The sequence below is a fragment of the Bacillus sp. FSL K6-3458 genome (genome assembly GCF_038005045.1).
GTDB lineage: Bacteria > Bacillota > Bacilli > Bacillales > Bacillaceae > Bacillus > Bacillus altitudinis.
Map to the genome: position 1 here is coordinate 715,322 of NZ_JBBOSI010000001.1, position 20,049 is coordinate 735,370.

At 41.2% G+C, this 20,049-nt stretch carries 17 protein-coding genes; 7 read left to right on the forward strand and 10 right to left on the reverse strand.

The genetic code is table 11. The annotated features are described in order from the left end of the window. Nucleotides 1-19: 19 nt before the first annotated feature. Genes MHH23_RS03750 through MHH23_RS03760 form a run of 3 tightly spaced genes read right to left on the reverse strand, consistent with a single transcriptional unit; the run spans nucleotide 20 to nucleotide 3,720 of the window. Nucleotides 20-1,162 (reverse strand): Ger(x)C family spore germination protein, encoded by a 1,143-nt coding sequence (locus MHH23_RS03750; RefSeq protein WP_203143776.1) that lies wholly within the window; start codon nucleotides 1,160-1,162, stop codon nucleotides 20-22. Further along, on the reverse strand, nucleotides 1,152-2,249 hold the full coding sequence (locus MHH23_RS03755) for a GerAB/ArcD/ProY family transporter (RefSeq protein ID WP_041091439.1): 1,098 nt from the start codon (nucleotides 2,247-2,249) through the stop codon (nucleotides 1,152-1,154). The genes MHH23_RS03750 and MHH23_RS03755 overlap by 11 nt, the downstream gene beginning before the upstream one ends. After that, entirely contained in the window at nucleotides 2,239-3,720 is a 1,482-nt protein-coding gene (locus MHH23_RS03760) for a spore germination protein (RefSeq protein ID WP_096881951.1), read from the reverse strand. Before MHH23_RS03760 ends, MHH23_RS03755 begins: the two co-directional genes overlap by 11 nt. A 747-nt stretch (nucleotides 3,721-4,467) precedes the next feature. On the opposite strand from MHH23_RS03760, the gene pgsB reads away from it, so the two are divergent. From pgsB to MHH23_RS03785, 5 genes are all read left to right on the forward strand, one after another. After that, nucleotides 4,468-5,649 (forward strand): poly-gamma-glutamate synthase PgsB, encoded by a 1,182-nt coding sequence (gene pgsB / locus MHH23_RS03765; protein WP_007497522.1) that lies wholly within the window; start codon nucleotides 4,468-4,470, stop codon nucleotides 5,647-5,649. 15 nt (nucleotides 5,650-5,664) lie between these two features. Then, nucleotides 5,665-6,114 carry a poly-gamma-glutamate biosynthesis protein PgsC gene (gene pgsC, locus MHH23_RS03770; protein WP_007497520.1) on the forward strand — a complete coding sequence of 150 codons (450 nt, stop codon included), beginning with the start codon at nucleotides 5,665-5,667 and terminating at the stop codon, nucleotides 6,112-6,114. An 18-nt stretch (nucleotides 6,115-6,132) separates the two neighbouring features. Next, nucleotides 6,133-7,299 (forward strand): CapA family protein, encoded by a 1,167-nt coding sequence (locus MHH23_RS03775; RefSeq protein WP_024718710.1) that lies wholly within the window; start codon nucleotides 6,133-6,135, stop codon nucleotides 7,297-7,299. Continuing rightward, on the forward strand, nucleotides 7,296-7,466 hold the full coding sequence (locus MHH23_RS03780; RefSeq protein ID WP_008343253.1) for a hypothetical protein: 171 nt from the start codon (nucleotides 7,296-7,298) through the stop codon (nucleotides 7,464-7,466). Before MHH23_RS03775 ends, MHH23_RS03780 begins: the two co-directional genes overlap by 4 nt. A 106-nt stretch (nucleotides 7,467-7,572) precedes the next feature. After that, complete coding sequence (locus MHH23_RS03785) at nucleotides 7,573-8,796, forward strand: C40 family peptidase (RefSeq protein WP_268430481.1); 1,224 nt, start codon at nucleotides 7,573-7,575, stop codon at nucleotides 8,794-8,796. Between the two features lie 56 nt (nucleotides 8,797-8,852). Here the strand turns inward: MHH23_RS03785 and MHH23_RS03790 are convergent, their stop codons facing one another. Then, complete coding sequence (locus tag MHH23_RS03790; RefSeq protein WP_340958921.1) at nucleotides 8,853-9,734, reverse strand: Cof-type HAD-IIB family hydrolase; 882 nt, start codon at nucleotides 9,732-9,734, stop codon at nucleotides 8,853-8,855. Between the two features lie 348 nt (nucleotides 9,735-10,082). After that, nucleotides 10,083-11,048: an LCP family protein gene (locus MHH23_RS03795; protein WP_017360001.1), complete on the reverse strand. Its 966-nt coding sequence runs from the start codon at nucleotides 11,046-11,048 to the stop codon at nucleotides 10,083-10,085. 270 nt (nucleotides 11,049-11,318) lie between these two features. On the opposite strand from MHH23_RS03795, the gene MHH23_RS03800 reads away from it, so the two are divergent. After that, nucleotides 11,319-12,683, forward strand: a complete 1,365-nt coding sequence (locus MHH23_RS03800; protein ID WP_089374136.1) for a sugar porter family MFS transporter — start codon at nucleotides 11,319-11,321, stop codon at nucleotides 12,681-12,683. Nucleotides 12,684-12,819: 136 nt separating this feature from the next. After that, nucleotides 12,820-14,217 (forward strand): bifunctional glycosyltransferase family 2 protein/class I SAM-dependent methyltransferase, encoded by a 1,398-nt coding sequence (locus MHH23_RS03805; RefSeq protein ID WP_340958923.1) that lies wholly within the window; start codon nucleotides 12,820-12,822, stop codon nucleotides 14,215-14,217. A 204-nt stretch (nucleotides 14,218-14,421) separates the two neighbouring features. Here MHH23_RS03805 and MHH23_RS03810 read toward each other — a convergent pair whose 3' ends face one another. The 5 genes from MHH23_RS03810 to kduI form a co-directional block, all read right to left on the reverse strand. Continuing rightward, the gene (locus MHH23_RS03810; protein ID WP_060832709.1) at nucleotides 14,422-15,567 is read right to left on the reverse strand and encodes a Ger(x)C family spore germination protein; all 1,146 of its coding nucleotides are present in this window, start codon (nucleotides 15,565-15,567) and stop codon (nucleotides 14,422-14,424) included. After that, a complete protein-coding gene (locus MHH23_RS03815) occupies nucleotides 15,564-16,664 on the reverse strand; it encodes a GerAB/ArcD/ProY family transporter (protein ID WP_024719278.1) in 1,101 nt (366 codons plus the stop codon). Before MHH23_RS03815 ends, MHH23_RS03810 begins: the two co-directional genes overlap by 4 nt. 3 nt (nucleotides 16,665-16,667) lie before the next feature. Continuing rightward, on the reverse strand, nucleotides 16,668-18,134 hold the full coding sequence (locus MHH23_RS03820) for a spore germination protein (RefSeq protein WP_035702242.1): 1,467 nt from the start codon (nucleotides 18,132-18,134) through the stop codon (nucleotides 16,668-16,670). A gap of 104 nt (nucleotides 18,135-18,238) precedes the next feature. Then, nucleotides 18,239-19,012 carry a 2-dehydro-3-deoxy-D-gluconate 5-dehydrogenase KduD gene (gene kduD, locus MHH23_RS03825; protein ID WP_335352064.1) on the reverse strand — a complete coding sequence of 258 codons (774 nt, stop codon included), beginning with the start codon at nucleotides 19,010-19,012 and terminating at the stop codon, nucleotides 18,239-18,241. Between the two features lie 4 nt (nucleotides 19,013-19,016). Continuing rightward, nucleotides 19,017-19,844 (reverse strand): 5-dehydro-4-deoxy-D-glucuronate isomerase, encoded by an 828-nt coding sequence (kduI, locus tag MHH23_RS03830; protein WP_017368169.1) that lies wholly within the window; start codon nucleotides 19,842-19,844, stop codon nucleotides 19,017-19,019. Nucleotides 19,845-20,049 lie beyond the last annotated feature (205 nt).

Here is a 20,049-nt window from a genome sequence, read left to right on the forward strand (position 1 = left end):
AGAGGACGTCTTCCTTTTCTTAACTAATAATGCCTGTTTGAGTAATGTTCACTTTGATTTTTGGAATGATTTTCACTTTTGGATAATCGGTGACCCAATTCATTTTCATATACTCATCATAATGTCTGACTCTGTATTTTCTGCCGAGGCTTAAGACGTCAGAATTTGCTTCTTGTAATGTAGCAACAATTTTTTCTGCTTCTTTTGTCAAGATGGTTGAAAGTTTTTTGTTAAGCATTTCAATTTTTTTGTCTGTATCTAGATTATCTTTTGGGTACTCAAGGACAGAAGTTGCGAATTCAAATTTGAGTGAGTATGTTAAGTTTCGATGATCAGGATTTAGAATCTCGATGTCTCTCTTTACATCAGTGACTTGAATCGTAATGTAATTGTTTTCTTTTGACTTCATGTCGCTTCTCACTTTTTTTGTGAAGTTGGCATACTTGCCCATTTTTCCGTCCATGACGGTGAGCAAGATCGCATCTTGACCGTACAACTCGCCTTTCTTCTTCTCATTATCAAATAGAGCAACCCCTTTTACACTGATTAATTTCTTCGATTGATCAAAATAGATTAAAGGCAGTGTGAAGTCCTCTCCAGTTTGAAGCATTTTAGATCGAATACTTTGAATGTTTTTAGGTGCTACTTGGGAGGAGCGTGATGCGGTTGTGATCAAGTTATTTAAATAGTCACTCACGATGAGTTTTTCCTTCAGCAGCGAGTTAATCACTTCTTCACAGGTCCCCCCTTGAACAACGGCAAGATTTGCGAGGAGGGGGCTTTTCGGATCACGATAAAACATATCTAAGTAGGGCAGAAGACGATTTTGGGCAAATTCATCACCGATCAGCATCACGCGCATTTTCGACATGTCTATTTTTTGATCCACTATCCGGCTGAAGTTGGTTCTTGCTTTTCTTAAAGTAGGTGCTTCCGTTGTGAGAAGAGTGGTTAAAAAGCTGCCAGTATTTCCTTGCTCCATACTTTGAGACTGCTGCACTTTTCGATAAGTGATTGAGTATTTCGCATTGTCATCCTCTCCTTGATCAACAGCGGAGGTTAACACAAGAGAGATGTTCTTTAATAAATTTTGATCCCAGCAGCCAGGCATGAATATGAGAGAAACACACATGAGCAACGTCAGTATGTACTTATGACGCATGTGATTTCACCTTCCCTTTGCGATGTTTGATAAAGATGATAATGGCCATAAAGATAGGGAGTGTGTAAATAAATGAATATTGAGCGATGGTGGTAAAATCATTAAAACGCTGAATTCTAAAATTATCGGTTGCAAGGTAACAGCTAGCCGCATAAATCAAAATGGCAAAATAAAAGACGTATTTTTTGTGGTCTTTTTTCTTGAGAATACTTGCTACGCCATTTGCACAGAAGTAGAGATAGTTACTGAGTGTGGCTAAAATGACAAATACCCAGAAACTAAGAAAAATTAAATCTGTCCGTTCAATCACACCGAACGAAATGGTTTTTAACAGATAAAGAACAGGATTTGGAATGATATTGAGCTCAATCGGGCTGAAGAACATAAAACAAATCACTGTGATAAATAGGTAGTAAAGTGTCGTGCATATATTGGCAATGGTCATGACCTTGTATCGCGCTTTAATGGTGCCTTTCATCAGTGGAGAGATGATCAGAATCATCTCAAATCCATTCATAGATAGTACAACATCCTTCAATCCGAGTGAAACTTGAGAAATGTCCACTTGAAAAAAAGGCATGAGATAGTCGATATTGGTTCCTTTTAATGAATAGAGCATTAAGAGAGACAGCATAAGCAAAAAGGGCGTTAGAATGAAGTTAAACCTGACGATGGCTGTAATCTGCTCCTTTGCAATGTAAATGATGGAGATCATCAGTAATAGATTTATGACCCAATTTGGTGTGAGTGGGAGCACCCAAATGCCAAGAATTCTCGTGAAAATAGATAGAACGACAATACAGACTGAGGCGAAATAAACTGTATAAAGAGCTACTAAGATTCGCCCAAACCATTTTCCAAAAACCTGAATTAATGCTTCGAAAAATGATGTCTCAGGATATTTGTGAATGATATATATAAAAATGGTATTGATGATTTGGATAAAAAAACAGGCCAATATGATAGCCATCCATCCATCATGCCCCATATCTTTCATAAGCAAATGAGGCAGAGCTAAAATACCGACACCAATTTGAGATTGAATGATAAAAAAGACAGCTTGAGATGGAGATATTTTATTTTTCATCTTGATTTTTCCATCCTCTCAAATTTTCAATTTGCTCTTTCTTTTTTGGATTTAAGTAAACAGGGCGCTTTTTATACATCCACATCGGTAACCGAATCACAGTGTCTTTTAAGTCCTGCCAGTTAAATGGAGCTACTGGAGATAAATACGGGACACCTAGTGATTCAAGGCGGCATAAATTCATCAGGGCGATCGACAGGCCGAATGAAATGCCAATAAACCCAAACATCGATGCCATGAACATGAGGGGAAAACGCAGCATCCTGATGGTAGACGTCATTTCAAACGAAGGAAGAACAAAGGAAGCAACAGCGGTCACGGCGACCACAACGATAAGAACATTCGAAATGAGCCCAGCTTTTACTACCGCATCTCCAATGACCAAACCGCCTACGATCCCAATGGTCTGTCCAATTGGCTTTGGCAGACGCACCCCAGCTTCGCGTATGAGCTCAATCGTAATCTCCATCAGCATTGCTTCTATTAAAGGTGGAAAAGGAATGCCGATAATGGAATTTTTCATCGTAATCGCTAATTCATCCGGGACTACCTCATAATGAAAGCCGATGACTGCAATATAAAAAGAAGGCAAAATCACAGCGATGATACAGGCAATATAACGAAGAATACGAATAAACGTAGCTGGAATCCAGCGACTATTGTAGTCATCTGGTGATTGAAAGAAGCTAAAGAACGTAATAGGCAGAATGATAGCCATTGGACTGCCATCCATCAGCACAACAATTCTTCCTTCAAGAATGGCAGATCTCACTTTGTCAGGTCGTTCTGTGTCAATAAGCTGCGGGAAGATGGAATACGAATCATCCTCAATCGCCTCTACAATAGAACCTGGGCTAAGCAGCGTGTCTACTTTAATAGAAGAAATTCGTCTGTTAACCTCATCTATCTTTTCTTGATTGGCAATATCAGAAATATAAACCGTCGCAACCTTTGTTTCAGATTTTGTACCGACCTTATGATACTGGATTGCAAGTTTTCGATCATTTAAGTGTGAACGCAGCAAATATAAATTGGTATCTAAACTCTCAACAAACCCATCATGTGCGCCTGCAATAATACTTTCAGAAGAAGGTTCAGAAATGGAACGCAGCGGCGGCTGCCCAACAGCAAATATTTTGATCTGTGCGGATTTTTCATCAAGGAAGGCAATACTTCCGGCAATAATGCTGTCGACAATCAGCGTCAAGTCACCTGTTTCGAGTGTACTAAGTGATTTTGTATAATTCTGCTCTCCAGGAGGACCGAGCAAGTTGCCGATAATGAAGTCGTTTAATTTGCTTTCTTCAACTCTTGTTTTAATATAAAACAGCACTGATTTCGTTTCATTCACCATTAATTCCCGGTATTCAAAATCAGCGCTTTGCTGAAATGCTTTTTTCAGAATCCGAATCTTTTCCTCAAAACCGCCTGATAAAAAGTGTAAGCGTGTTTGCTCATTCGTGTTTGGCATCTTTAGCCTCCTCTCACAGATTTTTTAACCATAGTGTAAGCCGAGAAGATGATTTTATGCGTCATCTTTGGGGAAAGCATGACACGCACCGACAACTTTCAACTAAAATCACATTAAAAATGTTAAGAAATGATGAATCTTGATAAAAAGAAATGAATAATGTTTCATTGTTTAGGTCATAAGGAGTGAATATCGTAAAAAGAGGCTATAACAAAATGATTAATCTTTGACATCTTATCCCAATTTTTTGTGACCTGAAAATAAGCAGATGACTTGATTTTTTGAGAGGTGACCTTTGTCATAGGTCAACACATAGCGTTCTGACCAATGAGGATGACTTTCTAACCTGTTCATTTAAAAATATAAAATATTCTAAAACACGTACTATTCATTTAAAGCACTGATATGACTGATTTCGTAGAGATGAGAGGGCTTTAAAACATTGATTCAAAATACATCTTAATAATTGTCGAAAAATTTAGGGAGAAAAGGACAAAAGATTTTTCACTGTTTGATGGTAACGCTTTCTCTTGTTTGAAGCAGAAATTCAGTCGTCATTTTGTCCGTCTTTTGGCCTTTTCATTTGAGCGTGAGATAGGCTAATACGCCTTCTGATTAGAGGAATTTGGCATACGAGGAAGTGAAAGATTATGTTACATAATACCGATTGTGATTTTATGCTGAACCTATATACTGTTGATTGAATTTACATATCACACTCATAAAAAAAGGAGATGTAGATAAGCGATGTGGTTAATCGTTATAGCCTGTGTCATCATGTTAGGGATTGGCTTTATTGAAAAGAAGCGTCATCAGAAAAATATCGATGCCCTGCCGGTACGCGTCAATATTAATGGTATACGCGGAAAGTCTACCGTTACAAGATTGACAACCGGTATCTTAATGGAGGCAGGTTATAAAACTGTCGGCAAAACAACAGGAACGGATGCAAGAATGATTTATTGGGATACGCCAGAAGAAAAACCGATTAAAAGGAAACCGCAAGGACCAAATATCGGAGAGCAGAAAGAAGTTATGAGAGAAACCGTTGAAAGAGGAGCAAATGCCATCGTCAGTGAATGTATGGCGGTGAATCCAGATTACCAAATTATCTTTCAGGAAGAGCTGCTTCAAGCGAATATTGGCGTGATCGTAAACGTTCTTGAAGATCATATGGATGTGATGGGGCCAACTCTTGATGAAATAGCTGAAGCCTTTACAGCGACAATTCCTTACAATGGGCACTTGGTTATTACGGATAGTGAATATACAGATTTCTTTAAAGAGATTGCGAAAAAACGCAATACTGAAGTGATTGTTGCAGATAATTCCAAGATTACCGATGAGTATTTACGGAAATTTGAGTACATGGTGTTCCCGGATAATGCTTCACTTGCACTTGGTGTCGCACAAGCATTGGGAATTGATGAAGATACGGCATTCAGAGGCATGTTAAATGCGCCGCCTGATCCAGGAGCGATGAGAATTCTTCCATTAATGGACGCAAAAACACCTGGACATTTTGTAAATGGATTTGCGGCTAATGACGCAGCATCTACATTGAACATTTGGAAGCGTGTGAAGGAAATTGGGTATCCAACAGATGAACCGATTATTATCATGAACTGTCGTGCGGATCGCGTAGATAGAACGATCCAGTTTGCGGAGGATGTACTTCCTTATATTGAAGCAAGTGATCTTGTCTTAATTGGTGAAACGACAGATCCAATTGTGAAAGCATTTGAGGATGGAAAAATTCCGGCTGACCACTTACACAACCTTGAATATCAATCTACAGAACAAATTATGAACATGCTTGAGAAAAAGCTTCATAATCGAGTGGTTTATGGAGTCGGCAATATTCACGGCGCCGCTGAACCTTTAATCGAAAAAATTCAAGAATACAAAATTAAGCAGCTTGTCAGCTAGGAGGAAATATAGAAAATGTTCGGATCAGATCTTTATATCTCGTTAATTTTAGGTGTTCTACTCAGTTTAATCTTTGCAGAAAAAACAGGAATCGTACCAGCTGGGTTGGTTGTTCCAGGTTATCTGGCGCTCGTCTTTAACCAGCCAGTCTTCATTTTAGTTGTTTTATCTGTCAGCTTGCTGACATATGTGATCGTTCGTTTTGGTCTATCGAAATTTATGATTTTGTACGGACGCAGAAAGTTTGCGGCGATGCTGATTACAGGAATTGCCTTAAAGCTCATATTTGATTTCTTCTATCCAGTGGTTCCGTTTGAAATAGCAGAATTCCGCGGAATCGGAATCATCGTGCCTGGATTGATTGCGAATACGATTCAAAAGCAAGGTCTTACGATTACCCTTGGAAGCACATTACTTCTAAGTGGTGCAACATTTGCCATCATGTATGTTTACTATCTATTTTAAGATAAGGTGTGTCCAATGATGAATAAAAAATTGAGCTTTCAGGAAAAGCTGCTGAAAATCACAAAGAACCAAAAGAAAAAGACGAATAAACACGTACTGATTGCTTTACCGATTGTCATTGCTTGTACATTTCTATTTACATTTATCGGGAAAGCACAAGTACCAACTGTAGAAAAGAATCCAGAAAACATCCTGACCGCTTCGTTTGTCGGAGATATTATGTTTGGAAGAAATGTAGAGAAAGTAACAGACCGCTATGGAAAGCAGCACCTGTTCCGCTATGCGAAGCCGTATTTTGATGTATCAGATTATGTAACTGGGAATTTTGAGCATCCAGTGGCTTCAGATAAGGAACAGGCAGCACAAAAGAATATTCATTTGAAAACAGATGAAGATTCTGTACAAGCGTTAAAGGATTTGAATTTCTCTGTACTAAACTTTGCGAATAACCATGCAGCAGACTACGGTGAAAAAGGCTTAAATAACACGATTGATGCCTTTGAAAAAGCTGACATGGATTATACAGGGGCAGGGCGCAACGTCAAAGATGCGAAGCAGAACATTTCATACAAAGAAGTGAATGGCGTTAAAATCGCTACCCTTGGTTTTACAGATGTATATGGAAAAGATTTTAAAGCAACAAATCGAAAGGCAGGTATTCTGCCAGCTGATCCATCTATCTTTATTCCGATGATTTCACAAGCTGCTGAAAAGGCAGATATCGTTGTTGTTCATGCGCACTGGGGACAGGAATATAACAATGAAGTAAACGACAGACAAAGAGAGCTGGCAAGAGCGATGTCAAAGGCTGGTGCTGATATCATTATCGGTGCACACCCGCACGTTCTTGAGCCGATGGAAGTCTATAACGGAACAGCGATTTTCTATAGCTTGGGGAACTTTATTTTTGACCAAGGCTGGTCAAGAACACGTGATTCTGCCATTGTTCAGTATCATCTGAATGAAGATGGAAAAGCGACATTTGAAGTGGTTCCAATGTACATCAAAGAAGCGACACCTGCTCCAGTCAAAGCAGGATCTCTTGAATCAAAATCGATTATCCGTATGCTGACAAATGGCACGAATGCGGATTGGAAAGAAAAAGACGGACATATTTTCTTTGAAGTCGATCATTCTGATAAAGTTCAAACATTAAAAGAAAACGAGGGGAAGGATAAAAAATGAAATTCCTTAAAGCAAGCTGGCCGTTTGTTGCGTTAATTTTAGTCTTTGTCTTTATGTCTGCTTTTAAATTTAGTGACAGCCTCACGGATCATGAGAAGCAAAAGATCTCGGTTGAAATGCAGAAAATTGAACAGCAAAAGCAGTCAAAAGCGGAAGCGAGTAAATAAAGAAATGATGATGAAAAGAGCACGCGAGGCGTGCTCTTTTTTGACGGAAAAAGGTGTAAAATGAAAGGGGTCATGTCGAAACTATAAAAGAAAGGAGGAAGAGAGGATGAAATGGAAAGGAATACTGCTTGGAGGATGTGCCATTGTAGGACTCATGTTTATGTCTCAAACAGAGGTGTCTGCTCAAACAACACCTCCTTTAAAACAAGCGGAAACGCTGATAGGTACGCCTTATCATAAAGGAGGAATCGATCCGAAAACGGGCTTTGATGCTTCTGGCTTTATACAATATGTATACAAAACAACAGGTGCATTTGATTTGCCGCGAAAGGTGATCGATCAATACCAAATCGGTGAAAACGTATCATGGGGAAAAGCGAAGCCCGGAGACCTTGTCTATTTTCGCAGTCTTGAAGAAACAAAAGACATCCCGACACATGTTGCTTTGTACGCTGGAAATGATCAAGTGATCCACATCACACTCAGTCAAGGGGTGGTGAAAACAGATGTCAGCAAAAGTAAATATTGGACCGATCGGTTCTATGCGGTCAAACGGCTGCCTGTCTCCCAAGAGATGTCGGATGATCAACTGGTGAAAGATGCGATGAAATATTTAGGAATCCCTTATGTATTCGGGGCATCAGATCCAAAAGTAGGATTCGATTGTTCAGGTTTTTTACAATATTTATTTGAAAAATCACTTGGGATTTATTTGCCAAGAAGTGCTGAGCAGCAATGGATGGTTGGAGAGAAAGTAGCACGAGACGATATTCGCCCTGGAGACTTTGTTTTTTTTAGCAACACGTATAAAAAAGGAATTTCACATGTAGGAATGTACATCGGAGGAGACCGCTTTATTCATGCGAGCCGTTCGGAAAGTGTGACGATTTCTTATTTGTCTGAATCGTATTGGCGTGAGAAATGGACAGGTGCGAAACGATTAACTGAGCTGAAACTAGCGAAAGAAGACCCAGTCGTATCAAAAGCCGCTACGTATATTGGAGAAGTACCCTATGTAAAAGGTGGTGCGAGCCCAAAGCAAGGCTTTGATACAGCAGGATTCACGCAGTATATCTATCAAGAAGTGCTTGGAATTGAGATGCCTCGCTATGCGCCGGGACAAGTTAAAGCAGGCACACCTGTGAAACGATCGGAACTAAAGCCAGGAGATCTTGTCTTTTTTAAAGGGACTTCGTTGATGCCAGCCATTTATGCTGGTTCAAATCAAGTCATTCATGTGACGGTTTCAAATGGCGTTGTCATTACCAATATGAAAACAAGTACGTATTGGAAGGATAAATATGAGACGGCCGTTAGAATCAAAAAATAAAGAAAAAGCCCGATCAATGCTCGGATCGGACTTCTCGACTTCTCACTAGGCGCTGATCAGACAAGCGTCTTTTTTTCTTGAAATTGATTCTGCAAAAGCAGATCAATAAAATAGGCGACGCCATCTTCATGGTTGCCTTTTGTGATATAGGTGCTTTTTTCTTTAATGACATCCACCGCATTCCCCATCGCTATCCTGTGTCCTGCTTCATCGAACATGGATAGATCATTGGGGCTGTCACCGATCGCATAAATATCGGATGGGTCTACGCCATAACGGGCTGCAAGTTTCTTGAGGGCATGTCCTTTGCCTGACTCTTTTGGCAGTACCTCAATGATATGTTCTCCAGATGAGGTCAAGGAGAGTTCAGGCATCTTAGAAAGAAGATCTCGTGCTTCTTGCAGCTTATTCATATCAAAGGAGAAGCATAGTAATTTATAAGTTGGTTCATTCGACTCAAAAATTTGACGGATGTCATCGACAGGTTTGATACCAAACTGTTTAAATTGAGTCATCGCCCCTTCCCATAAATCAGCTACATCCTCATGAGGATTGGCGCTTTTGATCATATCAAATTCAGCTTTGAGCTTTTCTTTTCCATCAAATGGAGAAAGGAGGGCATCGTCTGTATAGACTTCGAAATAAATGTTCCGTTCCACTAATTCCTTTGCAGCACGTCTTCCAGCTTCTTGATCAAGGGTGATTCTGCTGAAGAGCTTGTATCCTTCTGTATGGACAGTTCCTCCGTTTGCCGCAATAATGGGAATGTCCAAATCCCCAAGAAGCTCTTTTACATCAAAAGTCGCGCGCCCTGTACAAATGGTCACAATATATCCAGCTTCCTTCGCACGAATCAATGCTTGCCGGTTTTGAGCGGATATTTCACTTTTCGTATTTAAGAGTGTACCGTCTAAATCAATCGCAATCATTTTTTTCATTGCTGTTATATCCTCCTTCATTCATGCAATAGCCTCTTCAAAGTATGTACGATTTCCTTCATTCTCATGAAAGAGTCGGATTGTGGATTCCTCTCTTTAAGGCTAAACAAAAATGGTCAATTGATCAAGGATATAAGAAAAAGCGCCCAAAAGGACGCTTTTAGCGTGTAGACAAACCCTCGCATTCTTTGTCAGTCCTGCGCTCCGGTGCTCACGAATGTCAAATTCGCTCTGCTCCGGTGCTCGTCCTTCCTAGACTGCAAAGGTTTTCTATCACGCTTAAAAGAAGAAAAAGCGCAAAAACCTTTTTCAACACATAAAAAGCGCCCAAAAGGACGCTTTCTGTTTTTATGATAATTCAAGCTGTTTCTTCAATTCCGTTTTGACTTCGTTCAGTTGGTTTTGATCCAATTGGTAATAATAAACGCCATTTGGCTGGTAATCAGATCCTTTTAGTTGAATCGTATCAACAGATTTCAATGAAGTGAGTAGTGGGAAAAGACCGACTAGTTCTTTCATTGACAGGTTAGTTGAGACGTTATCACCTAGAGTATCTATGATATTGTCATAAGACGGAATGGACGTTACTGATTTTGATTTATCGAAAATGGCTTTTAAAACTTCCATTTGACGCTGTCCGCGCATGAGATCACTGTCTGCTTTTCTTGTTCTCACATAAGCGAGAGCTTGATTACCATCTAGTGTGTGAGTACCTGTTTGCAGCTGAACTTTGCCCTTTGTATCTTTAAGAATCTGTTTCACAACATATTCATCTTTAATGTTAACGGAAACACCGTTTAATTCGTTCACAATTTCCTTAAATGCTTTGAAATTACTTTCAATCACAAAGTCGACAGGGATATCTAGTAAATTCTCAACTGTACTCACCGTGAGGTCTGCATCACCAAATGCGTGTGCATGTGTGATTTTGTCATAACCATGACCTGGAATATTAACATATGAGTCCCTTGGAATACTTAATAATTTCACGGTTTTATTCGTACGATTTACTGTCGCTAATACCATTGCATCGCTTCGTGCTTGTTTGACGGTTTCGCCTGGTCTGCTGTCAATGCCAAGCAGCAAGACAGAAAAGCTGTCTTTCCCAGGATCAAATGCTTCAATCCGTTTGACAGATTGTGCACCGCGGTCTAGAGAGACTTGTGCTTTTTTCGCAGCCGATGTCACTTTATAGTAGGCATAGCCGGTGACAGAAGCGGTTGTCAGTAAAAGAATACCAAAAATAAAAAGAGTGACTTTCACCCATGGTTTTAAACGCTTTTTGCCTTTGCGTTTACTTCTTGTTTGATCCATATATTTAAACCCTCGCTATGATTTTATAGTAAAGATGTCCTTCTTCCTGCTTACAAACTAAAACAAATATACCTTAAAACGGGATATAGTGCGACATTTTTTTCACTAACGCTTAATTGACGTTTCCTTATCTAAAAAAGTTTCAATGATACGCAAATGAAATATATTTGTCATAAAACATCGAAATGTTTGAAATGACAGGAAGTGAGGAAAATGATTTTTCATAGAGAAACATCTAGTCATTACATAGATAAAAGAGGGGTTATGATCATGAAAAATCGGAATGGGTGGCTTTATTTCTTCGGCGCACTTGGCGGCGCCTTATATGGTTACGATACAGGTGTCATTTCTGGCGCTATCTTATTTATGAAAGAGGATTTAGGTTTAAATGCATTTACAGAGGGACTTGTGGTCAGCTCGATCTTAATTGGGGCGATGCTCGGGTCTTCTCTTTCTGGAAAACTGACAGATCAATTCGGACGGAAAAAAGCGATAATCGCCGCAGCCATTTTATTTATTATCGGCGGATTTGGAACAGCCCTTGCACCGAATACGGAGGTCATGGTCTTATTCCGAATCGTGCTAGGACTTGCTGTCGGATGCTCGACGACGATTGTTCCATTATATTTATCTGAACTTGCGCCAAAGGAATCAAGAGGGGCACTTTCCTCATTAAACCAACTCATGATCACATTTGGTATTCTTCTTGCCTATATTGTGAACTACGTTTTAGCAGATGCAGAGGCATGGCGTCTGATGCTTGGAATTGCCGTTGTTCCTTCTGTTCTCTTGTTATGTGGTATTTTGTTTATGCCAGAAAGTCCTCGCTGGCTGTTTGTCCAAGGACAGGCGGACCGGGCGAAAGAAATATTGTCAAAACTTAGACAAAGTAAGCAAGAAGTTGAAGACGAAATTGCGGATATTCAAAAAGCAGAAAGTGAAGAAAAAGGCGGTCTTAAGGAATTACTCGAGCCATGGGTGCGCCCCGCTTTAATTGCTGGTGTCGGCTTAGCTTTTTTACAGCAGTTTATTGGGACAAATACGATCATTTATTATGCACCAAAAACATTCACAAGTGTCGGCTTTGGCGATTCAGCAGCCATTTTAGGAACTGTAGGAATCGGTGCAGTCAATGTTGTCATGACGTTTGTTGCGATTAAAATCATTGATCGTGTCGGGCGGAAAGCGTTACTCCTATTTGGAAATGTAGGGATGGTTCTTAGTTTGATTGTTCTAGCAGTGGTCAATCGTTTTTTCGAGGGATCAACAGCTGCAGGGTGGACAACGATTATATGTTTAGGACTTTTCATCGTCATTTTTGCTGTCAGCTGGGGCCCGGTCGTATGGGTGATGCTGCCGGAGTTGTTCCCGGTACATGTCCGGGGAATTGGTACGGGGGTATCGACCTTCCTGCTGCATACAGGGAATTTGATCATCTCGCTCACATTCCCAACCTTGTTAAGTGCAATTGGCATCAGTAACCTTTTCCTTATTTATGCAGCCATCGGCATAGGTGCCTTCTTATTTGTGAAATATTTAGTCACAGAAACGAAAGGGAAAAGTCTTGAAGAGATTGAAGAAGATTTAAAAAAGAGAAACCGTGCCGTCGTGAATGACGAAGGGGAAACGGTATGAAAAAAGACCAGCTGCATGAGGTAGCTGGTCTTCCTTTGTTAAACAAACGTTTAATCAAGAAAGGACAATCACTCATCTTCTGAACGTGCTGCCTATGACATACATATGGAACAGGCGGGCGAAAGGTGGAAATGAGATGAAAGGAAAAACGAGCATTGTGATGCTGACATACAATGAACTGCACCTAACGAAAAAATGTATCGACAGTATCAAGAAGCATACTCAGCCTGATGAATATGAACTCATTATCGTGGATAATGCTTCATCAGACGGAACAAAGGAATATGTGAGACAACTGGAAGATGTCGTGTTGATTGACAACGAGAAGAATCAAGGCTTTGCCAAGGGCTGTAACCAAGGAGCGAAAAAAGCAACAGGAGATAGTCTTCTTTTTTTAAATAACGACACGATTGTGACCGAAAACTGGCTTTTGCCTTTAAGAGAAGCCCTTTTTGCATCAGATCGTATTGGCATGGTAGGCCCTGTCTCCAATTATGTGAGTGGTCCTCAGCTCGTTCAGCCATCTTACACAGATGTGAAGGAGCTTCCTGCCTTTGCGAAGGCATATACGGCTTCGAAAAAAGGTCAAAGAACATATGTGCATAGACTTGTTGGTTTTTGTCTGCTGGTCAAAAGAGAGCTGATCGAGGATGTAGGGTTATTTGATGAGCGATTTGTATATGGATCATTTGAGGATGATGACCTTTGTCTGCGTTCGTTGCTGAAGGGATACCAGCTGCAAATCGTCCATGATTCTTTTGTGCATCATCACGGTCATGCTACCTTCAATGCCAATGAAGAAACGAACATCTCTACGTTGTTTGCGGAAAACAGGCTTCGTTTTTTAGATAAATGGGGCATTGATTTAAATCTGATAACGCCCCATCCATATTTTGCAACACTGCTCCCTGAGGATGCCGGATGTGTGCTGGATGTTGGCTGTGGTGCTGGGGCGACAGGACTTGAACTGATCAACCGGCAGTCCGTTGACATGTACGGAGTAGAGGCGGATGCATTAAAAGCAGAGATGGCAAAGGCGTATTACAAAGAAGTGATTGAGACAAAAGCGGAGGCGTATCCTTGGTCAGAGAAAGAAGCTTTTTTTGATGCTGTGATCTTTTCTGATGTGTTAGAGCATGTGTCAGACCCATGGCAGTTGATAGCTCAAGCGCATGCGTCTTTAAAACCAGGTGGCGTGATCATTTGCTGCTTACCTAATATGATGCATGCGGAAGTACTGCTGCCTTTATTGGCAGGTGATTTTACGTATCAAGATGTGGGGATTTTAGATCGAACACATATAAGATTTTTCACACCAAACACAATGCGGGCGCTCTTTCCAGACCATTTATTTCATCGCGTGATTGAACAGCCGATCAATGTGCCAATTGATCAAAACGTTCAATTGTTTTTTGACGAAGTGGCGAGAGTAGGAGAGTTACTTGGCTTTCAAACAAAAGCATTATCTGATCAAGTGACGCTCTATCAGCTTTTGATCGTTGCACGTAAAAAAGGCGGTTCCCCCTCCGGGTAATCCGCCTCAGCGTGTAGGCAAACCCTCGCATTCTTTGTCAGTCCTGCGCGCCGGTGCTCGCGAATCCTTCATTCGCTCCGCTCCGGTACTCGTCCTTCCTAGACTGCAAAGGTTTTCTATCACCCTGAAAAGAAGACAAAGGGCTAAAACAAAGTTCATTTTAGCCCTTTGTCAACCATCTAAGGCGGATGACCGCCTTTTGTGCTACCATTTAAAGCTTTTCGTTGCGCCTTCTGCACCAAAGTTCAAAATGCTAACTTTGACGTCATATGCAATGTCTACTTCTTGAAATAGTGTATCCCATTCATTACGGTGCTGATCCCAAAAGTCTGGATACTTGATGCGCACCTGCCGATTTAAAAGGATCGGGTCAACACCAACTTCTTTTTGCATGTGGTGGACAGCTTTTTGAATGCGTTCTTTGATTTTGCGTTCAAAAATGCGCTCAAATCGTTTGATGTATTGCTCATCGTATGAGTTTTCAGGGGGATATTGATCTTCTGATAGTTTCCCGTTTGTTTGTACACTAATTTTAAAGGAAATCTTTCCGTTCTTCAGATAGGGTTCAATCTTTGATTTTGCTTTCTTGATTTCATACGTAATCGGAAAGCCTTTGTAGGTGGCGGGTACGACTCCGCCTGAGATGCGATTCATGACCCAGTTTAAAGATTGGACATCTTTTGCTGGTATGAATCCTATCAGCTTTCGCGTTTTCCCATGGATAATTCCTGCGCCATCATAGGTGAGTTCTCCGTTTACGACATCCACACTTTGGACAAGAAAGCTTGTACCCATCTGAAAGTAATCGGACGCTCGGCCAATACGTGTTGGCAGTAAAATCTTCCCGTTAAAGCTCCGGTTTTTTGATGTTTCAAAAATATGCTCAACTGGCACCTTTTGTTGTGATTTTAATTTTTGATTGATGACTTTTGATGCCTCATGGCGTGACACTAAGAGGTAGCTACTTCTTCGAACCTCATCATCTCGTATAAAGTGGTTGAGTGTTCCTTGAATATCATGATGCTCGGCTTGATTTTTGCCAAACAAAAAGATTTTGAGGTGATCACTGTAAATCGGCGGGTCCTTCAAAGCGACATTGCTGACTGCTTCCAGTACATTTTTCCCCTTTGAGACGACATTCACATAGCCAGGGGAATCTGCTTCTTGTGTTCCGCCCATTTTAGGGACAAGGTTTTGATAGGTGAGTTTGACTCCGTTATCATCTTCCTCGTCAATGCCAACACCGCGCACAAACGATAATTTTTCAATATCCTTTAAGTCCCAGCAGCCTGTCGATAAAAGCAAAAGACAGCAAGACAGAAAGGTGAGCCATAAACGCCGTCCTTTCATGCAGATCGACCTCCCCATTTTTTACGTATCATGAGCAGAACAGCTGTTAAAAAAGGAATCGCTAACACAGCGAATAATGCATAGCCGAGTAAAGTCGAGTAGTAAAAGACTTCATTGATATTTCTCGGAAAAAGAGAGAGAGCTGAGGTCAGCAAAAACAGCAACCATAGCAGTCTCGTTAAATTGGTTGTCTTAAAAACCGTTTGACAGCCTTTAATAGCAAATTGGAAAAAGCCAAGCATACAAATAAACTGCTGGCACGTCCAGATCGTCAGTAAGAAAATATCAAAGCGTTCAATGAAGACCCCTTCTAGTTCTAGCGCTTGAATGAGTGAGACAGTGGGCCAGGTGAGTGATTTCGTTTCTCCAACCGTCATGGAACCAATCACAATAAAGAGCGTGAGGGAGTAAATAAGTGTGGTGATCCCTACACCGATCGCTGCGGCCCATTTCGCTTTTGACCATTTGTCTTTATAGATAAGCGGTACGACAAACAAAATGACTTCAAAGCCTGTAAATTGAATAAATGTTTGAGAGAACAAATTACTAAAATCTTTAAACCCGTGCGCCATCACTGGGCGTAAGTAATCAAAATCAAATATTTTCAAACTAAACAGCATGAGCCCAATGTAAATGATCATGGTCATCGGATAAATATATGTCACCATTTTCACTACCGGAAAAATTCCGCTTTTTAAATGATAGGTGGCCACTAGTAAAAAAATCATCACAATCACGGTCATCGGGGTCGATTGCAGCAGGAAAAATTGAACCACTTCCCCTAGTACACGCGCCTCAAAGCCAACAATGGCTAGTAAATAACCGATCAGCATTAGGTTAAAGATCGTGCCAAAGAAGGCACCGGCTCCTTTTGTATTCGATTCAAAAATGGTATCCGGTGCATTCTTCTCCGCAATCCAACCTAGCAAAAAAGCAACGAAAGCAAAGATGACTCCCTGTATTAATACAATGATCCAGCCATCAGGGAATCCTGAATTGGCAGAACTGCGAGGAATGGTTAAAATTCCAGCGCCTATCATTGTAGAACTGCACAGAATGGTGACTTGTAACAATGATAGCTTCTCAGCTCTGTACATCGTTTACTCTCCTTGTCTTTTGAGATTTTTTGTCTTGGCTGTTTTCGGTCTTGATTTAAATAGCCCTATTGGTAAACGAACGTACGTATCTTTTAAATCTGAAAACGGTGAAGACAAAACAGGTGTGAAATAGTCAAAACCAAAGGTCTTTAGCTGCATCAAGTGACAAAGTACAAATAAATAACACATGATGAGGCCGTATAATCCAAACATGGCTGAACTGAAGATCGCCATAAACCGCAGAATGCGTAAGGGGAAGCTGAAATCATATGATGGAGCAGTGAAATCGGCTAGTGCCGTCAGAGACACAATAATGACCATTAAGGCACTGACGATATTGGCTTGGACAGCCGCCTGTCCAATAATGACGCCGCCAATCAGTCCAATCGTCTGACCGATCGCCCTAGGAAGACGAAGTCCAGCTTCCCGCAGCAGTTCAATCGTAAACGACATCAAAATGGCTTCCACTACAGGAGGAAAGGGCACATTTTGCCGGCTACCTGCGATGGTAAGTGCCATTCGTGTTGGTAATAAACCAGGATGATAGGAAACAAGGGCGATATAGAGTCCCGGTAAAAAGATCGTCAAAAGCACGGCAATATAACGGAGCAAACGCAAAAGAGTCGCACTTGTCCATCTTTGATAATAATCCTCCGGTGATTGCATCAAGGCAGTGAGAGTCATCGGCATAATGAGGGCAAAGGGCGTCCCGTCGAGCAGAATAGACACCTTTCCTTCTAGCACAGAGGCAATCACCCGATCAGGACGTTCTGTATTTTGAATCTGCGGGAAAATAGAGATATGACTGTCTTCAATCAGCTGTTCTATGTAGCCGCTCTCAGGAATATCATCCATTTTGATTTGCTTCATACGAGAGAAGACATCATCTACTAGTTTGGGGTCTGCGATATCACGAACATACACAAGAGCAGCAGATTTCTTGTTACGAGTACCTATGTTCACCTTTTGAATGACAAGATTCGGATCGTTTGCCCGTTCACGAAGCAATGCCGTGTTTTTTTCAAGATTTTCAATAAATCCAATCCGGGGTCCTCTTACAAGGACTTCTGATTGCGGCTCCTCTACTTCTCTAAATTGAAAAAGATTCGTATGGAGCGCAAGCGCTTGAGTGGCCCTATCCACAAATAAAATAGCCCTGCCGCTGTATAACTGCTCGATGGCAAGGTTCATATCTTCCAGCACATCATTTTGAATACCAAAGAACGTTTTAGAAAGGGAAGAAAGTGTGGTGTGGTCGACCTCAGTGATGGTCAGTTCCTTTTGCATAGGTGAAATGATTTGTTTGGAAAGCATCTCAAATTCTGTGAGTCCTTCAACGTACACGAGACATGCAGAGACAGCGGAAGGACCAAATGAAAAAGAGTGGAACACGATATCATCACTTTTGCCGGCAAAGCTTTTGACACGCTGAATGACGGACTCTATATCTTGTTCAATACGACTTTTCATAATACCTCACCCTCATGTCTTTTTTTATAGAGTGACTCGGAAGGAGAAGAATTATGCAAATAGAAAAAAGAGAATCCCCTAAAATAGGAATTCCCTTCACATGTTTATCTCGCCAGCCAGCCGCCATCTACGGCTAAAATATGACCGTTCATATAATCGGAGGCAGGGGAGCTGAGAAAGACGGCGGCACCTGCTAGATCTTCAGGCCGTCCCCAGCGTCCAGCGGGGATTCGTTTCAGAATCTCTTCATTCCGGTTCGCATCGTCACGAATGGCTTGCGTGTTATTGGTTGCAATATAACCAGGCGCGATCGCATTGACCTGAATATGCTGACTTGCCCATTCATTTGCAAAAGCTTTCGTCAAACCTGAGACAGCATGCTTACTTGCTGTATAAGCGGGAACAAAGACACCGCCTTGAAATGATAGAAGGGAAGCGATATTGACAATTTTCCCTTGCCCTTTATTCAGCATCTGCTGTCCGACCTTTTGCGTGAGGAAAAAGAGACTGTTGATATTCACATCCATGACAGTATGCCAGTTTTCCTCTGAATATTGAGCGGCCTCTTCTCTTTTAATGGTCCCAGCATTATTGATCAAAATATCAATTGAATGCTGTTTTAAAAGAGCATCAACATCCCGCTTTGCGGACTTAGGATCTGCAAAGTCTACTTGAATCGCATGAAATGATCTGCCGGTCTGTTCGACAAGTTCTTTTGTTTCATCAAGCGGCGTATGGTGGTAGGTGCCGATGATATCTGCACCTGAACGGGCAAGCGCTACGGCAATACCTTGCCCAATACCAGTTCCAGGACCTGTGACAAGAGCTGTTTTGCCTTCGAGGGAAAAGAGGGACGCTACATATGATGTCGTCGTCATTTCATTACCTCAGCTGGTCCATCGGGACAAAGTCCATATCTTTAAACGTATAGTTTTCTCCCGCCATTGCCCAAATAAATGAATAATTTGCGGTACCTGAGCCTGAATGAATGGACCAGGCAGGTGAGATGACGGCTTCTTCATTTGCCACAACGAGATGTCTCGTTTCAGATGGCTCCCCCATAAAATGAAAGACACGTGCGTCTTCCTCTATATCAAGATATAAGTACACTTCCATCCGCCGGTCATGTATATGAGCAGGCATCGTGTTCCATGTGTTATTGGTTTCAAGCTGAGTGATGCCCATCATAAGCTGGCAGCTTTGGATGCCGTCTGCATGAATGACCTGATATAGATTCCGTACGTTTGAGGCGGATGCTTCCCCTAAATGATTCGGTGTTAATTCAGCAATCGCAGCCTTTTGTGTCGGATACGCTCTATGAGCTGTGGCTGACACAAGATAAAATTTGGCCTGCTCACCTGATGAACTAGCAAACTGTACATGTTCGTGTCCAAGTCCAATATATAAGAAATCTTTATGCTCCAGCACAAATGACTCACCATCGACTGTAACCGTACCTTGGCCGCCGACATTCACAATGCCAATTTCCCGTCTTTCAAGGAAATATTCTGTACGTAAAAAGTCGCCGGCATCTAGCTTGATCGGTTCTGATGTCGGCATAACACCGCCAATCACCACACGGTCCTCATGCGAATAATATAGCTTCAATTCACCACTGACAAAGAGTGTCGGAATATGAAAATGACGACGAAGTTCCTCTGTTGTAAAACGCTTGACCTGCTCAGGATGTACAGCATAACGATTTTCCATTTGAGATAAGCCTCCCTTTCCATCTGAAACATATGATTGTTTTATTTGGTATCGGTTTCAAGGAAAATTCTAGAGGAAAAAGAGAGCGGCGTCAACCGTTAATTTGAAATCGCTTTCTTTAATTGTATAAAAGCTTTTTTTCTTCATGTTCATGAAAAAAATCTTCTGATACAGTTCAACTTGTGGTATGCTTTTTTTAAGTTTA

Coding starts and splice junctions, on each gene's coding strand:
- MHH23_RS03815 (WP_024719278.1), bottom strand. CDS start 16,664: ATGTACAGAGCTGAGAAGCTATCATTGTTACAAGTCACCATTCTGTGC.
- pgsC (WP_007497520.1), top strand. CDS start 5,665: ATGTTCGGATCAGATCTTTATATCTCGTTAATTTTAGGTGTTCTACTC.
- MHH23_RS03805 (WP_340958923.1), top strand. CDS start 12,820: ATGAAAGGAAAAACGAGCATTGTGATGCTGACATACAATGAACTGCAC.
- pgsB (WP_007497522.1), top strand. CDS start 4,468: ATGTGGTTAATCGTTATAGCCTGTGTCATCATGTTAGGGATTGGCTTT.
- MHH23_RS03755 (WP_041091439.1), bottom strand. CDS start 2,249: ATGAAAAATAAAATATCTCCATCTCAAGCTGTCTTTTTTATCATTCAA.
- kduD (WP_335352064.1), bottom strand. CDS start 19,012: ATGACGACGACATCATATGTAGCGTCCCTCTTTTCCCTCGAAGGCAAA.
- MHH23_RS03780 (WP_008343253.1), top strand. CDS start 7,296: ATGAAATTCCTTAAAGCAAGCTGGCCGTTTGTTGCGTTAATTTTAGTC.
- MHH23_RS03750 (WP_203143776.1), bottom strand. CDS start 1,162: ATGCGTCATAAGTACATACTGACGTTGCTCATGTGTGTTTCTCTCATA.
- kduI (WP_017368169.1), bottom strand. CDS start 19,844: ATGGAAAATCGTTATGCTGTACATCCTGAGCAGGTCAAGCGTTTTACA.
- MHH23_RS03800 (WP_089374136.1), top strand. CDS start 11,319: ATGAAAAATCGGAATGGGTGGCTTTATTTCTTCGGCGCACTTGGCGGC.
- MHH23_RS03810 (WP_060832709.1), bottom strand. CDS start 15,567: ATGAAAGGACGGCGTTTATGGCTCACCTTTCTGTCTTGCTGTCTTTTG.
- MHH23_RS03785 (WP_268430481.1), top strand. CDS start 7,573: ATGAAATGGAAAGGAATACTGCTTGGAGGATGTGCCATTGTAGGACTC.
- MHH23_RS03760 (WP_096881951.1), bottom strand. CDS start 3,720: ATGCCAAACACGAATGAGCAAACACGCTTACACTTTTTATCAGGCGGT.
- MHH23_RS03775 (WP_024718710.1), top strand. CDS start 6,133: ATGAATAAAAAATTGAGCTTTCAGGAAAAGCTGCTGAAAATCACAAAG.
- MHH23_RS03790 (WP_340958921.1), bottom strand. CDS start 9,734: ATGAAAAAAATGATTGCGATTGATTTAGACGGTACACTCTTAAATACG.
- MHH23_RS03820 (WP_035702242.1), bottom strand. CDS start 18,134: ATGAAAAGTCGTATTGAACAAGATATAGAGTCCGTCATTCAGCGTGTC.
- MHH23_RS03795 (WP_017360001.1), bottom strand. CDS start 11,048: ATGGATCAAACAAGAAGTAAACGCAAAGGCAAAAAGCGTTTAAAACCA.